The organism is Zoogloea sp. LCSB751 (assembly GCF_002028455.1).
Classification (GTDB): domain Bacteria; phylum Pseudomonadota; class Gammaproteobacteria; order Burkholderiales; family Rhodocyclaceae; genus Zoogloea.
The window spans coordinates 58,205-74,066 of record NZ_MWUM01000004.1 but is presented as its reverse complement, the minus strand read 5'-3'; the positions used below and the strand labels follow the sequence as shown (position 1 = coordinate 74,066).

General features: G+C 61.8%; 10 protein-coding genes. 8 read left to right on the top strand and 2 right to left on the bottom strand.

Translation table 11 applies throughout. From position 1 onward, the window contains the following. Positions 1–12 precede the first annotated feature (12 nt). Together B4920_RS06195 and B4920_RS06190 are read left to right on the top strand one after the other, a co-directional pair. Complete coding sequence (locus B4920_RS06195; protein WP_079433751.1) at positions 13–2,520, top strand: TonB-dependent receptor; 2,508 nt, start codon at positions 13–15, stop codon at positions 2,518–2,520. 238 nt (positions 2,521–2,758) lie between these two features. Beyond that, positions 2,759–3,397 (top strand): response regulator transcription factor, encoded by a 639-nt coding sequence (locus B4920_RS06190; RefSeq protein WP_079433750.1) that lies wholly within the window; start codon positions 2,759–2,761, stop codon positions 3,395–3,397. 53 nt (positions 3,398–3,450) lie between these two features. Here the strand turns inward: B4920_RS06190 and lplT are convergent, their stop codons facing one another. Next, positions 3,451–4,713 carry a lysophospholipid transporter LplT gene (lplT, locus tag B4920_RS06185; RefSeq protein ID WP_079433749.1) on the bottom strand — a complete coding sequence of 421 codons (1,263 nt, stop codon included), beginning with the start codon at positions 4,711–4,713 and terminating at the stop codon, positions 3,451–3,453. Between the two features lie 128 nt (positions 4,714–4,841). On the opposite strand from lplT, the gene B4920_RS06180 reads away from it, so the two are divergent. The 4 genes from B4920_RS06180 (at position 4,842) to B4920_RS06165 (ending at position 8,679) form a co-directional block, all read left to right on the top strand. Continuing rightward, the gene (locus B4920_RS06180; RefSeq protein WP_079433748.1) at positions 4,842–5,753 is read left to right on the top strand and encodes a LysR family transcriptional regulator; all 912 of its coding nucleotides are present in this window, start codon (positions 4,842–4,844) and stop codon (positions 5,751–5,753) included. 9 nt (positions 5,754–5,762) lie between these two features. After that, on the top strand, positions 5,763–6,848 hold the full coding sequence (gene alr, locus B4920_RS06175; protein ID WP_079433747.1) for an alanine racemase: 1,086 nt from the start codon (positions 5,763–5,765) through the stop codon (positions 6,846–6,848). Next, on the top strand, positions 6,848–8,224 hold the full coding sequence (radA, locus tag B4920_RS06170; protein WP_079433746.1) for a DNA repair protein RadA: 1,377 nt from the start codon (positions 6,848–6,850) through the stop codon (positions 8,222–8,224). The genes alr and radA overlap by 1 nt, the downstream gene beginning before the upstream one ends. Positions 8,225–8,403: 179 nt before the next feature. After that, positions 8,404–8,679: an HU family DNA-binding protein gene (locus B4920_RS06165; RefSeq protein WP_079433745.1), complete on the top strand. Its 276-nt coding sequence runs from the start codon at positions 8,404–8,406 to the stop codon at positions 8,677–8,679. Positions 8,680–8,813: 134 nt separating this feature from the next. Here B4920_RS06165 and B4920_RS06160 read toward each other — a convergent pair whose 3' ends face one another. Then, entirely contained in the window at positions 8,814–10,964 is a 2,151-nt protein-coding gene (locus B4920_RS06160) for a carboxy terminal-processing peptidase (RefSeq protein ID WP_254050850.1), read from the bottom strand. A gap of 219 nt (positions 10,965–11,183) precedes the next feature. Here B4920_RS06160 and B4920_RS06155 point away from each other — a divergent pair, with 219 nt between their 5' ends. Together B4920_RS06155 and B4920_RS06150 are read left to right on the top strand one after the other, a co-directional pair. After that, positions 11,184–11,825: a cyclopropane-fatty-acyl-phospholipid synthase family protein gene (locus tag B4920_RS06155; protein ID WP_079433935.1), complete on the top strand. Its 642-nt coding sequence runs from the start codon at positions 11,184–11,186 to the stop codon at positions 11,823–11,825. Positions 11,826–11,991: 166 nt separating this feature from the next. Then, complete coding sequence (locus B4920_RS06150; protein WP_161493248.1) at positions 11,992–15,861, top strand: EAL domain-containing protein; 3,870 nt, start codon at positions 11,992–11,994, stop codon at positions 15,859–15,861. Position 15,862 lies beyond the last annotated feature (1 nt).

The window sequence follows — 15,862 nt, the reverse complement described above, 5'->3', positions numbered from 1 at the left end:
ACACGTTTCATCATGCAATCCGTCCGTCGCCAGCCCGCCCCATTCACCCTCGCCATTCGCCGGCCGCGCCTTCATCCGCTTGCGCTCGCGGTCATGGCGACATTCGCAGCAGGTGCGCACGCCGACGATGCTGTCGCACCGACTGTCGTAGTGGTTGGCCAAACGCCGTTGCCTGGCCTGGAGCTACCTCTGGAGAAGATTGCGGCGCCGGTGCAAACCGCCACCGACAAGGACATCGAAAAGCGGCGCGCCCTCGATGTGGCCCAGTTCATGAACCGCCAGCTCAGTGGCGTGCATGTCAATGAGGTGCAGGGTAACCCCTTCCAGATCGACATCAATTACCGGGGCTATACCGCCTCACCGCTGCTCGGAACCCCGCAAGGCCTGTCGGTCTATCTGGATGGAGTGCGCATCAACCAGCCCTTCGGTGACGTGGTCAGCTGGGATCTGATCCCCAAGGCTGCGATCGCCTCGATGAACATGATGCCCGGCTCCAACCCCCTGTTCGGGCTCAATACCCTCGGCGGAGCACTGGCCATCCAGACCAAGGAAGGGCGCTCCCATCCCGGGACCTCTGTGCAACTGACCGGCGGTTCCTACGGCCGTCGCTCGATCGAGTTCGAACACGGGGGATCCAACGAAAACGGACTGGAGTGGTTCGTCACCGCCAACCAGTTCCACGAGAATGGCTGGCGCACCAATTCACCGTCCGACGTGCGGCAGGTCTTCGGAAAGTTCGGCTGGCAGAACGCAACCAGCGACCTCGACCTGACCGTGTCATATGCCGACAACCGTCTTACCGGCAACGGCCTGCAGGAAACCCGTTTCCTCGAACAGGACTACAACAGCGTTTACACGCAGCCGGACATCACCAAGAACCGCTCCCTGTTCCTCAATCTCACCGGCAAGCACAGCCTGGATGACACTACGCTGCTGTCGGGCAACGTGTATTACCGCAAGATAAACACGTCCACCTACAACGGGGACATCAACGAAGGTGCGCTGGATCAGTCCATCTATCAACCCAGCGCCGCTGAACGCGCCACGCTGACGGCGGCCGGTTACTCCGGCTTCCCCACCAGCGGTGCCAACGCTGCGAATACGCCTTTTCCGCACTGGCGCTGTATCGCCAATGCGCTGACCAACGAAGAACCCAACGAGAAGTGCACGGGGCTGATCAATCGAACCCGCAGCGATCAGGAAAACCTCGGCTTCTCCGGCCAGGCCTCCTTCTCCTCCAATCTGTTCGGGCGGCGCAACCTGTTTATCGCAGGCGCGGGCTACGATCAGAGCAATGTGAGCTTTCAACAGGGCGCCCAGTTCGGCTACGTGAATGCCGACCGCAGCATCACGCCGGTCAATGCCTTTGCCGACGGCACGCAGAACTCCGAGGATGCCTTCGATTCCCGCGTCAGCCTGAATGGCCACACCCGCACGTGGAGCCTGTTCGCCACCGATACGGTGTCCATCAACGACTACTGGCACGCAACGCTGTCCGGCCGCTACAACCGGACGGTGGTGAAGAACCGGGACAATCTCAATCCCGGCGGCGGTGCAGACTCCCTTGATGGCAACCACGTCTTCGACCGCTTCAATCCCGCGCTAGGGCTGAGCTTCACGCCGTCCCGCGCGTGGAACGCCTATGCCGGCTACAGCGAGGGCAGCCGAACCCCTACTGCCATCGAGCTGGGCTGCGCCAACCCGGAAAATCCCTGCAAGCTGCCCAATGCGATGGCTGGCGATCCGCCCCTCAAGCAGGTCGTGACCAAGACCTGGGATCTCGGCATGCGTGGCCAGATCGGAGCTACCAGCCGCTGGAACCTGGGTGTTTTCCGGTCGGACAACCACGACGACATCCTGTTCGTCGCCGATCAGCAGGCCGGCTACGGTTACTTCAAGAACTTCGGCCAGACCCGCCGGCAAGGCGTAGAGGCGGGCGGCAGCACCCGGATCGGGCCGCTCAGCGTGGCCCTCAACTACACCTATCTGGACGCGACCTACCGGACAGCAGAAACCGTAGGCGCCGCTGGAAACAGCACCAACAGCGCCGGTGCGGGTCTCGAGGGTACGGTGGACATCAAATCGGGCGACCGCATTCCGCTGATTCCGAAGCATATGATCAAGGCCTCGGCCGACTACCAGTTCGGCGACGCACTCTCGCTGGGTGTGGATCTGATCGGCGTGGCGGGCTCCTATGCGCGGGGCAATGAGAACAATCGCCACCAGGCCGATGGCGTCTATTACCTGGGCAGCGGCAAGTCCAGCGGCTACACGGTGGCCAACCTGACCGCCAACTACAAGCTGAACCGCCAGATCCAGCTCTTCGGACAGATCAACAATTTGTTCGATCGGGAATACACCACGGCCGCCCAACTCGGCTCCACGGCTTTCTCGAGCAGCGGTGGCTTCGTCGCACGGCCCTTTCCAGCCGTGGGCGGGGAATATCCCCTCGTAAACTCCACCTTCCTGGCTCCTGGCGCCCCCCGTACCCTGTGGGTCGGCATCCGTTACAGCCTGTAAGCCCGGGGCCGTTGCGCGGCAGACGGGTCCGATAGGGCCCGATCTGCCGCGCAACGGCCCCAGATGTATCTCGTAAGGGGTGGGAACAGGGAAGGGCGGGATTCACCCCTTCCACGAACGCCCCAAAAGCTGGCAGGATTCGCCCGACTCACGCAGCTTCGCGAACCCGGCCCATCTTTCATCGAATGCCCCAGGAAGTCTTTGCCAACATCGCCCGTCTCGTCGGGCACATCCAAGCATGAGCGCGCGGCTGCGCGTTGCACTTGCGGACGATCATTCCGTCGTACGGACAGGCTACCGGCGCCTGCTGGAGCTGGAGGCCGACATGGAGGTCGTGGCCGATTTCGGCGATGCGGATTCCGTCTGCCAGTGGTTCGCTGCGCACTCGGCCGACGTACTGGTGCTGGATCTGTCGATGCCGGGGCGGGGCGGCCTGGAAACACTGGCACGGGTCAAGGCGCGCCAGCCCGGGCTGAAGGTTCTGATCTTCTCCATGCACGACAGCGCGTCGATGGTCGGGCAGGCCCTGCGCGCCGGCGCAGATGGCTATCTCACCAAGAGCAGCGAGCCGGATGCCCTGATCGACGCGGTACGGCGGGTGGCTCATGGCGAGCAAGCCCTGTCACCGGAAATTGCCGACGCGTTATCGTCGGATGGCGACCGCGCCATGCATCAGGTCCTGTCCCCGCGGGAATTCGAGATTTTCAGGCTTCTGGCTGCCGGACGTACGGTGGAAGAGATTGCCGCCCGGCTCTTTCTGAGTGTCAAGACGGTGGCGAATTACCAGACCGCCATTCGGCAGAAAACAGGCTTGAACACGGCGCTCGACATGTATCGGCACGCCGAGGCACACCGGCTGCTCGGCGATACTGAGTGATGCGCAAGCAAGGCGCGAACGGGACGACTCAGTAGCGCCGTCCCATCTCCATTTCAGTGGTGGATGTCTTCCAGGCTGGCGACGGAGTCAAACTCACGCTGATTGGCCTCGTGGCGGAGCTTCACCAGGTACATGGTGCCTGCCACGAACAGGCCGAACGCTACGACGACGATGTTGATCGAGAAACCGGAGCGGATCAGGAAGGCATACAGCCCGGTCATGATCAGGATGGACAGGTTCTCATTGAAGTTCTGCACGGCGATGGAGTGGCCGGCTCCCATCAGGATGTGGCCACGGTGCTGCAACAAGGCATTCATCGGGACCACGAAGAAACCGGACAGTGCGCCGATCAGCACCATCAAGGCCATGGCCAGGTTCATGTCGGTCACGAAGATCATCACGTTGACGATGATCCCCATGATGATGCCCAGGGGAATCACGCGTACCGACGCCTTCATGGTGATCATCCTGGCGGCCATCACTGCACCGATCGCCACCCCCACGGCCACGACACCCTGCAGCATCGAGGCCCGGGACAAGTCGAGGTGCAGGGCCTGCTCGGCCCACTTGATCACGATGAACTGCAGCGTGGCACCAGCCCCCCAGAAAAGCGTCGTCGTCGCGAGGGAGATCTGGCCCAGCTTGTCGCGCCACAACAGCTTCAGGCAGTGGTTGAAATCATGCAGCAGATAGATCGGGTTCTTGCGCAGGGCCTTGTGATCCACTCCGGTGTCCGGCACCTTGAGGTTGAACAGTGCGGCCGTCAGGTAGAGCAGGCCGACGATGCACAAGGCCATTTCCGGGACCGTGTCGACACCGGTGTCGATGAAGGGAAGATCAAAGCCCAGCAAAGTCTGGGCAATGGTCGGCTTGATCAGCATGCCACCCACCAGCGTCCCCAGAATGATCGCCCCGACCGTGAGCCCTTCGATCCAGCCATTGGCCACCACCAGCAAGCGGTGGGGCAGGTATTCGGTGAGAATTCCATATTTGGCCGGGGAGTATGCTGCCGCCCCCAGGCCGACGAGGGCGTAGGCCGCCAGTGGATGCATCCCAAAGAACATGGATGCACACCCGAGTATCTTGATGGTGTTGCTGATCAGCATCACCCTCCACTTGGGCATGGAGTCGGCAAAGGCGCCGACGAAGGCGGCCAGCAGCACATAGGACAACGTGAAAAAGAGTTTGAGGAGCGGCTCATACTCCTGCGGGGCTTGCATCTCCCGAAGTACGTAGATTGAGGCGATCAACAAGGCGTTGTCGGCCAGCGCAGAGAAGAACTGCGCCGCCATGATCATGTAGAAACCGAAAGGCATCGCTGGGAGACGGGAGCGCGGTGAATTTTTTGAGGACCGCGCTTTATACCACGAAGGTCGTGACCTCTTCTGGCGACTAAATCAATGTTGTGATCCAATAGGGTGTACATAAATCGGATTTATGAGTCATGGCTGATCGTCGACTTCAGGTGTTCCACGCGGTTGCCCGCCACGGATCCTTCACGCGCGCTGCAGAAGCGCTGTTCATGACACAACCGGCTGTCACCTTCCAGATCAAGCAGTTGGAAGAGCAGTTCAATACGCGCTTGTTCGACCGCGGACACGGTCGGGTCGTCCTGACCGCGGCTGGAGAACTGGTAATGGCCTACGCCGAACGGATCCTCGGCCTCACCGAGGAACTGGAATCGCGCGTCTCCGAACTGACCGACGAGCTGTCGGGGATACTGCACCTCGGCACCAGCACCACCATCGCCGGCTACTGGCTGCCCTATCTGCTGGAAGGCTTCAAGCGGCTCTACCCGCGAGTCATTCCGCGGGTTTCGGTGGGCAACTCCCAGCTGATCGAATCTCGCGTGATGGATCGCAACCTCGACGTAGGCCTCATCGAGATCATCACGGAGCAACCGACCCTCGACCGGCGCGGCGCCGGACAGGACGAGCTGCAACTGATCGTCGCCCCCGATCACATGCTGGCGCGTGAACTCAGCGTGCGCGCTGAGCAGATCGCCCCCCATCCCCTGATTCACCGGGAGCCAGGCAATGCGATCCGCGATCTGGTGGACCAGTTTTTCGCAGCGGCAGGGATTCCGTACGAGGATCTCAACGTGACGGCAGAACTTGGCAGCCTGTCATCGGTCAAGCATCTGGTTGCCCAGGGCTTCGGCGTCGCCATCGCCTCGAAGGCGGCCATCCAGAGTGCGGTCAAGGCCGGGCGTCTGGTCGGCATTCCACTCGAGCCCCGCCTGCACACACCGCTGGAAGTGATTCTTCTGAAAGACAAATTCCGTTCCCGTCTTGTCAACACCTTCGCCGATTTCGTCACTGAGGAGATCGGCCGCCTCGCGTCTTCCCGAAACTGAAAAAACATCATGCCCCGTCCCATACGTGCCTCGATCAACCTCGAGGCTCTGCGCCATAACTATCTGTTCGCAAAAAATCGATCCGGTAACGCGAAGGCCTTCGCCGTCGTCAAGGCCAATGCCTACGGTCACGGTCTGGAGAACGCCATCGCAGCGTTCGGCGATATTGCTGATGGCTTCGCGTTGCTGGACATCGCAGAGGCGCGCAGGCTGCGGGAGGCGGGGCTGCAGCAGCCGATTGCGCTGCTGGAGGGTTTCTTCGAACCGGCCGACCTGGCGGAGGTGCTGGAGCTTGGGCTGACTCCGGCGATTCACGGTGAGGCTCAACTCAAGATGCTGGAACGGGCGCGTCCGCAGGCGCCCCTCGACGTGCTGCTCAAGATCAATTCGGGCATGAACCGGCTCGGGTTCACCGCCGACAATTTCGGCGCCGCGCTGGCCAGGCTGCAGTCCTTGCCGTGCGTCCGTTTCATCACCCCCATGACCCACTTCGCCCGCGCCGACGACGAGGTGGGCATCGCGGGCCAGCTCAGCGTGTTCCGCAGCCTGACTGGCGGCCTGGGCATGCCGGTGAGCCTGGCCAATTCTGCTGCGCTCCTGAGGTTTCCCGAGGCCGCAGGGCAGATTACCCGCCCGGGCATCATCCTGTATGGCGGCTCGCCAATGCCGGCACAGCAGACCGCCGAGGCCATTGGCCTGCGCCCGGTAATGACGCTGAGCAGCGAAATCATCGGGACGCAGAGCATCCGTGCCGGGGACAAGGTCGGCTATGGCGGAACATTCACGGCCGACGGGCCGATGCGTATCGGCACCGTCGCCTGCGGTTATGCCGACGGCTATCCGCGCCATGCACCGACCGGAACGCCGATTCTGGTCGGCGGGCGGCGGACCCGCGTGCTCGGCCGGGTATCGATGGACATGCTGGCCTGTGATCTGACCCATCTGGAGGAGGCTGGCGTGGGCACGCCGGTCACCCTGTGGGGCGACGGGTTGGCTGCTGACGAGGTTGCTACGGCGGCCGGAACCATCAGTTACGAATTGTTCTGCGCATTGGCGCCGCGTGTGCCGGTGCAGGTCAAGGGCTTGAGTCGTTGATGGCCAAGGTCAAGACGGTGCATGTGTGCACCGAATGTGGTGGCAAATCGCCGCGCTGGCAGGGCCAGTGCCCGCATTGCAGCGCATGGAATACCCTGGTCGAATCGGTCGTTGAACCGGAAGCACCCGTTGCGCGGCGCTTTTCTGCACTGGCCGGCGACTCCGGGCGCCTTCAAACCCTGGCCGACATTCAACCGCGGGAATCTGCACGGGTGCCGACCGGGATTGAGGAGTTCGACCGCGTGCTGGGCGGTGGCCTGGTACCCGGCGGCGTCGTGCTGATCGGTGGAGACCCCGGAATCGGCAAGTCCACGCTGCTGCTGCAGGCCCTGGCCTTGCTTTCCGAGCATCTGCGCGCGCTGTACGTAAGCGGTGAGGAATCCGCCGAGCAGGTGGCGCTGCGCGCGGCACGGTTGCAGCTCGACGCCCGCGGTTTGCAGTTGCTGCCGGAAATCAATCTCGAACGCATTCTGGGCAGCCTGCGCGACGTCAAGCCCGATGTGGCGGTCATCGATTCCATCCAGACCATCTACTCGGAAACCCTGGGCTCCGCTCCAGGCTCCGTCGCCCAGGTACGCGAATGCGCCGCCCAGCTGACCCGTTTTGCCAAGCAAGGGGGCAGCACACTGATCATGGTCGGCCATGTGACCAAGGACGGCACGCTGGCGGGGCCGAGGGTACTCGAGCACATCGTCGATACCGTGCTGTATTTCGAAGGCGACACCCACTCCAGCTTCCGCTTGGTGCGGGCCTTCAAGAACCGCTTCGGCGCGGTGAATGAGCTGGGTGTTTTCGCGATGACCGAAAAGGGGCTGCGCGGTGTTTCCAACCCATCGGCGATCTTCCTGTCCCAGCATGGCCAGCAGGTGCCGGGCTCCTGCGTGCTGGTGACACAGGAGGGAACGCGGCCCCTGCTGGTGGAGATTCAGGCGCTGGTGGACAGCGCCCATAGCCCAAGTCCCCGGCGTCTGTCCGTTGGTCTGGAGCAGAACCGGCTGGCCATGCTGCTGGCCGTGCTCCATCGTCACGCCGGCGTGGTGTGCTTCGACCAGGACGTGTTCGTGAATGCGGTCGGTGGGGTGAAGATCACCGAGCCGGCGGCCGACCTTGCAGTGCTGCTGGCAATTGTTTCCTCGCTGACCAACCGGCCCCTGCCGCGACAGCTGGTGGTGTTTGGCGAAGTGGGCTTGGCCGGCGAAATCCGGCCTGCTCCGCGGGGCCAGGAGCGCCTGAAGGAGTCGGCCAAACTCGGTTTCACGATGGCGCTGGTACCAAAGGCGAATGCCCCCAAACAGGATATTGCGGGGATGCAGGTCTTCGCCGTGGACCGTATCGATGAAGCTCTTGAACGCCTGAAAGAGCTTGCGGACGCCTGAGATGCCGCCCGGAAGACTCAAAATCTGTTGAAAAGCGCGTAAAACCTTGAGATTCGTGCCACAGGCGGAAAAGAGCAGGGTAAGCTACCGCCCGCGGGTGTGTAGAGCGCTGCGGGCGCAATGCGTCACCTGTCGCAGCTCCTGTATCCACCCATTTCTTTCACTACAAAAGACGAGCTATGAACAAGACTGAACTGATCGATGCACTGGCTGGCAAGAGTGGTCTCACCAAGGCTGACGCTGGCCGCGCGGTGGACAGCCTCACCGAAATCATCACCGAAACCCTGGCCAAGGGTGAAAGCGTGACCCTCGTCGGTTTCGGCACCTTCGCCGTTGGCGAGCGCGCCGCCCGCGTGGGCCGCAACCCCCAGACCGGCGCAGAGATCCAGATTGCTGCTTCCAAGCAGCCGAAGTTCTCCGCCGGCTCCAAGCTCAAGGACGCGGTCAACAAGTAAGCCGTCCGTCGCGTGCCCGGGCACGCAAGGCAGTACCCAAGTGGCGACTCCCATGGGAGCCGCCACTTTGCGCTTCCGGGGGGCAAAAAAAAGCACCACACGTACAGGTGGTGCGAGAACGGATCAGGCCCCGATCAGCGGGTCACGACGGGAGACGGTCCTCCACGGTTGCGCATTGCAATCTGAGCGTTGCCCGACAGTAGATCGGCCTCATCGGCAACGATCCGTGCAGCCTCGTCCAACAGCACATCCTTCACATCCTTGCGTGCCTTTTCTGCTGCCAGGTCGGCCGCGAGGCTGCGTTCGCCGGCCTGCAGGCCATCATCCCGCAAGGCTGCCAGCTTGCCCTTCAAGTCGCCCTTCTCGCGCTGCTTGAGACGGTTTTCCCGCGTCTCCTTTTCCTTGCGACGCTCCGCTTCGTTAAGAGAAATCGACTTGCTTTCCCGCTGCCGCCGCACATCGGCAATATCGTCCAGCAGGCTCTGGAAATCCTTGTCTGCGGCAATGCGCGCCTGATAACGGGTCTGCAGCGTCGGGATCACTTCCTTCAGGTTGCCGGCCGGCTTGAAGCTTGCCGCATCGATCTGCACCCAGGGCAGGGCGTTGTCATAGCTCGACTCGCCGTAGGCGTCCGTATCGGACGCAGACGGGAAGCGGATGTCCGGGGTCACGCCCTTGAGTTGGGTCGTCCCACCATTGACGCGGAAGAACTGGGCGACGGTCATCTTCAGCTCACCGAACTTGGGCTTGCTGTTCTTGGCGATTTCGTCGAGATTGATCAGAGTCTGGACCGTGCCCTTGCCGAAGCTCGGCTCGCCGATGATCGGCGCACGGCCGTAATCCTGCAGCGCCGCGGCGAAGATCTCGGAGGCCGATGCAGAGCCCCGGTTGATCAGCACGGCCATCGGGCCATCCCAGGCCGCGCCGGGGTTCTCGTCACTCTCGATACCGATCTTGCCGTCCGTCCGGCGTTGTTGAACAACCGGCCCCTTGTCGATGAACAGGCCGGTAAGCTCCACCGCCTCGCGCAGGGAGCCACCGCCGTTGTTGCGCAGATCGAAGAGCAGGCCGTCCACTTTGTCCTTCTTGAGTTCATCGATCAGGCGCGCGACATCGCGACTGGCGCTGCGATAGTCCTTGTCGCCCTTGCGGCGGCCTTCGAAGTCTTCGTAAAAGGTCGGCAGCGTAATGACACCGATGCGACGGGCAGACGCCCCGTCGCCCGATTTGATCACCGACTTCTTGGCCGCCTGTTCCTCCAGCTTGATCTTGTCCCGAAGCAGGGAGACCAGCTTGTGCTTGCCATCCGGCCCGGCTTCGGCTGGCAGGATGTCCAAGGTCACCTTGGTGTCCTTGGCGCCGCGGATCAGTTTGACGACCTCGTCGACCCGCGATCCCACCACGTCCGCCACCGGGCCTTCCGTCTGGGCTACGCCGACGATGCGGTCGCCGACGGCGAGCTTTCCGGAACGGGCTGCCGGACCGCCTGGCACCAGCTCACGGATCGTGATGTAGTCGTCGCGTTCCTGCAGCACGGCACCGATGCCTACCAGCGACAGGCGCATGGAAATATCGAAGTCGTCCGAAGCGCTGCGCCCCAGGTAATTGGTATGGGGTTCGATGGACATCGCGAAGGCGTTCATGAATATCTGGAACACGTCGTCGCTCTTGTTCTTCGATGCGCGGGCCAGATAGTTGTCGTAACGCTTGATCAGGGTCTCGCGGATGGACTTGTCGTCCTTGCCGGCGAGCTTTAGGCGCAGCCAGTCGTTCTTGACCCGCTTGCGCCACAGGTCCTGGACTTCGGCTTCGTCCTTCGGCCACGGCGCCTTGTCGCGCATGTAAGGGTAGCTTTCGTTTAAGCTGAAGTCGAAATTCTGATTGAGCAGGTCCCGAGCCTTCTTGAGACGCTCCGCGGAGCGTTGCTCGTAGCGCTGGAAGATCGCAAAGGGAATCGTCAGATTGCCACGCTGGATCGCGTCATCCAGCAGCGTCCGCGCATCGGCAAAGGAGTCGATGTCAGTCTGGGTGAAATACAGGCGCTCGGGGTCCAGGGCCTTCAGATAGCGGTTGAAGATCTTTTCGGACAGGGCGTCGTCGAGGGGCTGGGTCTTGTAGTGATATCGTCCGAGCAGTTGTGCACTCAGATAGGCGGTCTGGGCCTGTTCGGTAGTTGGGGCGAGACGCTGCGTTGCCGATGCCTCCAGGGCTATCGCCGGTGCCGAGCACAGGACTGGCGTGGCAAAGGCAAGGGCCAGCAAGGACCGGATCAAGCTGTTCTTCACTGTATTACTCCAGGGAATGCGGGGTGTTGCGGAAGGACACAAGCTACATGCTTCCAGAAGCTCAGTCGACAGCAGAAATAGAGAGATGTTCGTAAAGTTAGGCCAAATTTGGCGAGAATCTGTGTCGCGTGAACTTTATGCGGTGCCACGCACTCCCTTCGGATGGGCAGATCGATGCCCTGGAAGATCGAGTCACTCATTTCCTTGGAGGACAGTCCGATGAATCAAGAGAGCATTTGGAGCAAGCGTTACCAGGATGCCGGTGACGACTACCTGTTCGGCACCGAACCCAACCGCTTTCTGGCCCGTCGGGCAGGGCGCCTGCAGGACGGCAGCCGGGCGCTGTCGGTGGCGGACGGGGAGGGGCGGAACTCGGTGTGGCTGGCTGAGCAGGGGCTGGAGGTGACTGCCATCGAGATCTCTGCGGTGGCCGTGGAAAAGGCCCGGCGTCTGGCGATCGGCAAGAAGGTGGATGTACGTTTCCTGCAGGCCGACATGCTGGCGCCGGGTTGGCCACCGGCCGAGTTGAAGGCGCATTTTGACTGGGTCATCGGGATTTTCATCCAGTTCGTTGGCCCTGAATGGCGTGAGCGGCAGTTTGAGGTCTTGAAGCAACTAACCCGGCCCGGCGGGCGGATCCTGCTGCAGGGCTATACGCCGAAGCAGCTCGAGTACGGAACGGGCGGGCCCTCTGCTGTAGAAAACCTCTACTCGGAAGAGATCCTGCGGGAAGCCTTCGTCGGTTGGGAAATCGAGGAACTCGTCGAATACGAGGAGGACATTACGGAAGGGAGCGGCCACAAGGGGCGTTCTGCGTTGATAGGCCTGATTGCCCGCAAGCCGTCTGTTGCACCCCAATAACCCAAAATGGGTATTTCACGCTGGAAGTGTGAAATACCCAATCCCTATTGCGTTGAGTATTTCACTCTGCTTGTCAGTACCCACAGTGTAGCCTGCTAGAGCCTGATCGGCGGCCACATGTCTGTGCGACCGCTTTGCCTAGATGCGACGCGAGCAGGGGTATGCCATGGACGCTAGCGAAAACGTCGCGAAACCCGAGCCTGATTACCGGCGCTTGTTTCACGCCGCACCGGGTCTCTATCTGGTTCTCGACCAGCACTTGCGGATCATTGCCGTCAATGAAGCCTATTCGCGGGCAACGATGACGCGCCGGGACGACATTGTGGGCAGGCACATCTTCGACGTCTTTCCGGACAACCCCGGCGATCCCGCAGCTGAAGGCGTTCGTAATCTGAGGGCCTCACTGAAACGGGTCTTGCAGACCGGCCAGCCGGATGCCATGCCCGTTCAGAAGTACGATATCCGACGTCCGGCAGAGGAGGGCGGCGGTTTCGAGTCACGCTACTGGAGTCCGCTTAACACGCCGGTGACAGGCGAGGACGGGCTGCTCGCCTACATCATCCATCGGGTTGAGGACGTAACCGAATTCGTGCGCCTCAAGCAGCAGGGCATTGAAGATGGACGACTCAATGACAGCCTGCGCCAGCGGGCCCTGCGCATGGAGACCGAGGTTTTCGCCCGTTCCCGCGAGGTAGCCGAAGCCAGTGCGCAGTTGAAGAGCGCGAACGAAGAACTCGACCAGCTTTACCAGAAGACGCTGGAGCTCGACGAGTTGAAGACGCAATTCTTTTCCAATGTCAGCCACGAACTACGTACGCCGCTGACGCTCATTCTCGGGCCGTTGACCGGCCTTCTCGACTCCCCACATCTGAATGAAGACGAGCGGCACAAGCTCAGTGTCGTGTTGCGCAATGCCCGTCTGCTGCATCGTCAGGTAGACAATCTGCTCGATATTGCGCGGCTCGATGCCGGCCGCATGGGGCTTCGTTACGTACGCTTCGACCTTGTGCGCCTGGTACGTGTGGTGGCATCCCATTTCGATACGGTAGCGGCTGATCGCTGCATTGAGTATCGGGTCGATACGCCGCCGACACTCGGAGTTGAGGCCGATGCGGAAAAGTGCGAACGGGTGCTGCTGAACCTGCTGTCGAATGCATTCAAGTTTGTCCCCGACGGTGGTGTGATCATGGTCAGCCTGCAAGTGCAGGAAGATCGGGCCTTGATCCAGGTGGCCGACAGCGGCCCGGGCGTGCCGGAGCCGATGCGGCAGCAGGTTTTCGAGCGCTTTCGTCAGCTCGACGATGGTTCGGGGCGTCGCCATGGCGGCTCCGGTCTCGGCCTTGCGATCTCGAAGGAGTTCGTGCTGTTGCACAAGGGCAGCATTGCGGTCTCCCCGGCGTCCCAGGGCGGAGCCTTGTTCTCCGTGCTCCTTCCCATGATCGCGCCAGGTGGGCTGTCGACCGCAGGGGACGATACGGACACGTCCGAGCTGATGGCAGCCTACGTCGAGGATGCCGTGCAGAGGTCGCCCCCTCCTGGCATGACCGCTGCACCGTCGACGGCACCTTTGATCCTCGTCGTCGAGGACAATCCTGACATGCACGCTTTCATCGTCGGTTCGCTGAAGGAGCATTACAAGACTGCGAGTGCCTTCGACGGCCAGATCGGGCTGGACATGGCGCTGGATCTGCTTCCCGCCCTTATCCTGTCCGACGTGATGATGCCGCGCATGAGCGGCGACCAACTGGTTGAAGAGATCAGACGCTACCCGCAGCTCGACGACACGCCCATCGTGATGTTGACCGCCAAGGCAGATGACGCACTGCGCAGCAAACTGTTGCAGCACGGGGTCCAGGACTACATTCATAAGCCTTTCTCGACAAACGAAGTCCAGGCCCGCGTGGCCGGCCTGCTGCGCGAACGGCAGCGGGTGGGCTCACGGCTGCAGAATCTGGAGGAACGCTTCAGGGCGACCTTCGAACAAGCAGCTGTCGGCATCGCACACGTGGCGCCGGATGGCCAATGGCTGCGGGTCAATGGGAAGCTCTGCGACATCGTCGCCTATCCGAGGGACGAATTGCTGCGACTGAACTTCCAGCGCATCACCCATCCAGACGACTTGGGCATGGACGAAGCTCTGGTTCGACGCGTACTTGCTGGCGAGATCGACAGTTACGATCTCGACAAGCGCTACATCCGCAAGGACGGCAGCGAGATCTGGACCCATCTGACCGTGACGTTGGTCCGCGACGCGTTACGTGCCCCCGAGTACTTCATAGCCGTTGTCGAAGACATCACCGTACGCAAGACGGCAGAGGCGGCCCTGCTCGAACGGGAGGCGCGACTACGCCAGGCCGCGAGCGTATTCGAAAGCGCACGGGAAGGCGTGATGATCACCGATGCGGGCGGAGTCCTGCTTGCCGTGAATCGCGCTTTCGTGGACATCACCGGTTATAGCGAAGCTGACGTGCTCGGCCGTAATCCCAACATGCTCCGCTCGGGCCGCCACGGTCCGGAGTTCTTCCAGGCCATGTGGACTAGCCTGATCCAGAGCGGGCAATGGCAAGGGGAGCTGTGGAACCGACGCAAGAACGGCGAGCTGTATCCGTGCTGGATGACCATATCGCGGGTCCTTGATGAACATCAGCAGACTGCCAATTACGTGGGGCTGCTGACCGACATCAGCCAGGTTCGTCGCAGCGAGGAACAGCTCGCGCACCTGGCACACTATGACCCGCTCACCGAACTGCCCAATCGCCTGCTGCTGCAGTCCCGCCTGGAGCATGCCCTGGATCATGCGCGGCGGGGCAGCAACCGGGTGGCGCTGCTGTTCATCAATCTGGACCATTTTCAGATCATCAATGACAGCCTTGGCCATCGGGCCGGTGATCTGCTGTTGCTGGAGACTTCCCGACGCTTGCGCGGCAGAGTGCGCAGTGAAGACACGCTCGGCCGCCTGGGAGGCGATGAGTTCCTGCTGATCCTCGAGTCGGTGACGAGCCCGGATACCGCAGCGGAGGCGGCGCAGTTCATTCTGTCAGCGCTGGAGGCACCGTTCCGGTTCGGGGAGGAAACGGAACTGTACATCACCGCCAGCATTGGGATCAGCATCTTCCCCGACAATGGACAAACCGCCAACGAGCTGCTTCGGGACGCCGACACCGCGCTGCATCAGGCCAAGGCTCAGGGACGCAATCGTTTCTGTTTCTACACCGCCGCTATGAATGCGGACGCCATTGCCCGGCTGGAACTGGATGCGGCATTGCGCAGAGCGATCGGGCGCAAGGAATTCGCGCTGTATTACCAACCCAAGCTGGATCTTCAGAATGGCCGCATCACCGGCGCCGAAGCGCTGATCCGCTGGCCGCGGGGCGATCGGGTGGATGGGCCGGGCAGCTTCATTCCGATGGCCGAGGCGACGGGGCTCATCGTTGCCATCGGTACCTGGGTAATCGATGATGCCTGCCGGCAATTGCATGCTTGGCAGGCGCGCTTCGGCGCCTGGGGCAGGGTGGCCGTTAACGTGTCGGCCCGCCAGTTCCATTCCGGCAAGCTGCTGGACGTCGTCAGCGATGCACTGGCCCGCCACGGCGTCCCGGCGGGGAGTCTTGAGCTCGAGCTGACGGAAAGCATGTTGATGGACGATCCGCTGCACACCATCGAGGTCCTGCATGGACTGAAGGGACTGGGTGTCAATCTATCGCTGGATGACTTCGGCACCGGCTATTCGAGCTTCGGTTATCTGAGCCGTTTTCCCATTGACGCCTTGAAGATCGATCAATCCTTCGTTCGGGACATCACGGCGGACCCGGAGTCAGGGCTGATCGCAGTCTCCATCGTCGAACTGGCCCACCGCATGAAACTCAAGGTGGTGGCAGAAGGCATCGAAACCGTTGTGCAGCGCGATTACCTGAAGGCCTGCAAATGCGACGAAATGCAGGGCTATTTGTTCTCCAGGCCTGTACCGGCAGTCGATTTCGAGGATCTGTTAATCCACAACCAATCCCTGACCGGACCACCGCCCCGCCTGCAGTAAC

What these genes read in the sequence shown, in the direction of transcription:
- radA (WP_079433746.1), top strand. Translation starts at nt 6,848, where the DNA reads ATGGCCAAGGTCAAGACGGTGCATGTGTGCACCGAATGTGGTGGCAAA.
- B4920_RS06195 (WP_079433751.1), top strand. Translation starts at nt 13, where the DNA reads ATGCAATCCGTCCGTCGCCAGCCCGCCCCATTCACCCTCGCCATTCGC.
- lplT (WP_079433749.1), bottom strand. Translation starts at nt 4,713, where the DNA reads ATGCCTTTCGGTTTCTACATGATCATGGCGGCGCAGTTCTTCTCTGCG.
- B4920_RS06150 (WP_161493248.1), top strand. Translation starts at nt 11,992, where the DNA reads ATGGACGCTAGCGAAAACGTCGCGAAACCCGAGCCTGATTACCGGCGC.
- B4920_RS06180 (WP_079433748.1), top strand. Translation starts at nt 4,842, where the DNA reads ATGGCTGATCGTCGACTTCAGGTGTTCCACGCGGTTGCCCGCCACGGA.
- B4920_RS06190 (WP_079433750.1), top strand. Translation starts at nt 2,759, where the DNA reads ATGAGCGCGCGGCTGCGCGTTGCACTTGCGGACGATCATTCCGTCGTA.
- B4920_RS06165 (WP_079433745.1), top strand. Translation starts at nt 8,404, where the DNA reads ATGAACAAGACTGAACTGATCGATGCACTGGCTGGCAAGAGTGGTCTC.
- B4920_RS06155 (WP_079433935.1), top strand. Translation starts at nt 11,184, where the DNA reads ATGAATCAAGAGAGCATTTGGAGCAAGCGTTACCAGGATGCCGGTGAC.
- alr (WP_079433747.1), top strand. Translation starts at nt 5,763, where the DNA reads ATGCCCCGTCCCATACGTGCCTCGATCAACCTCGAGGCTCTGCGCCAT.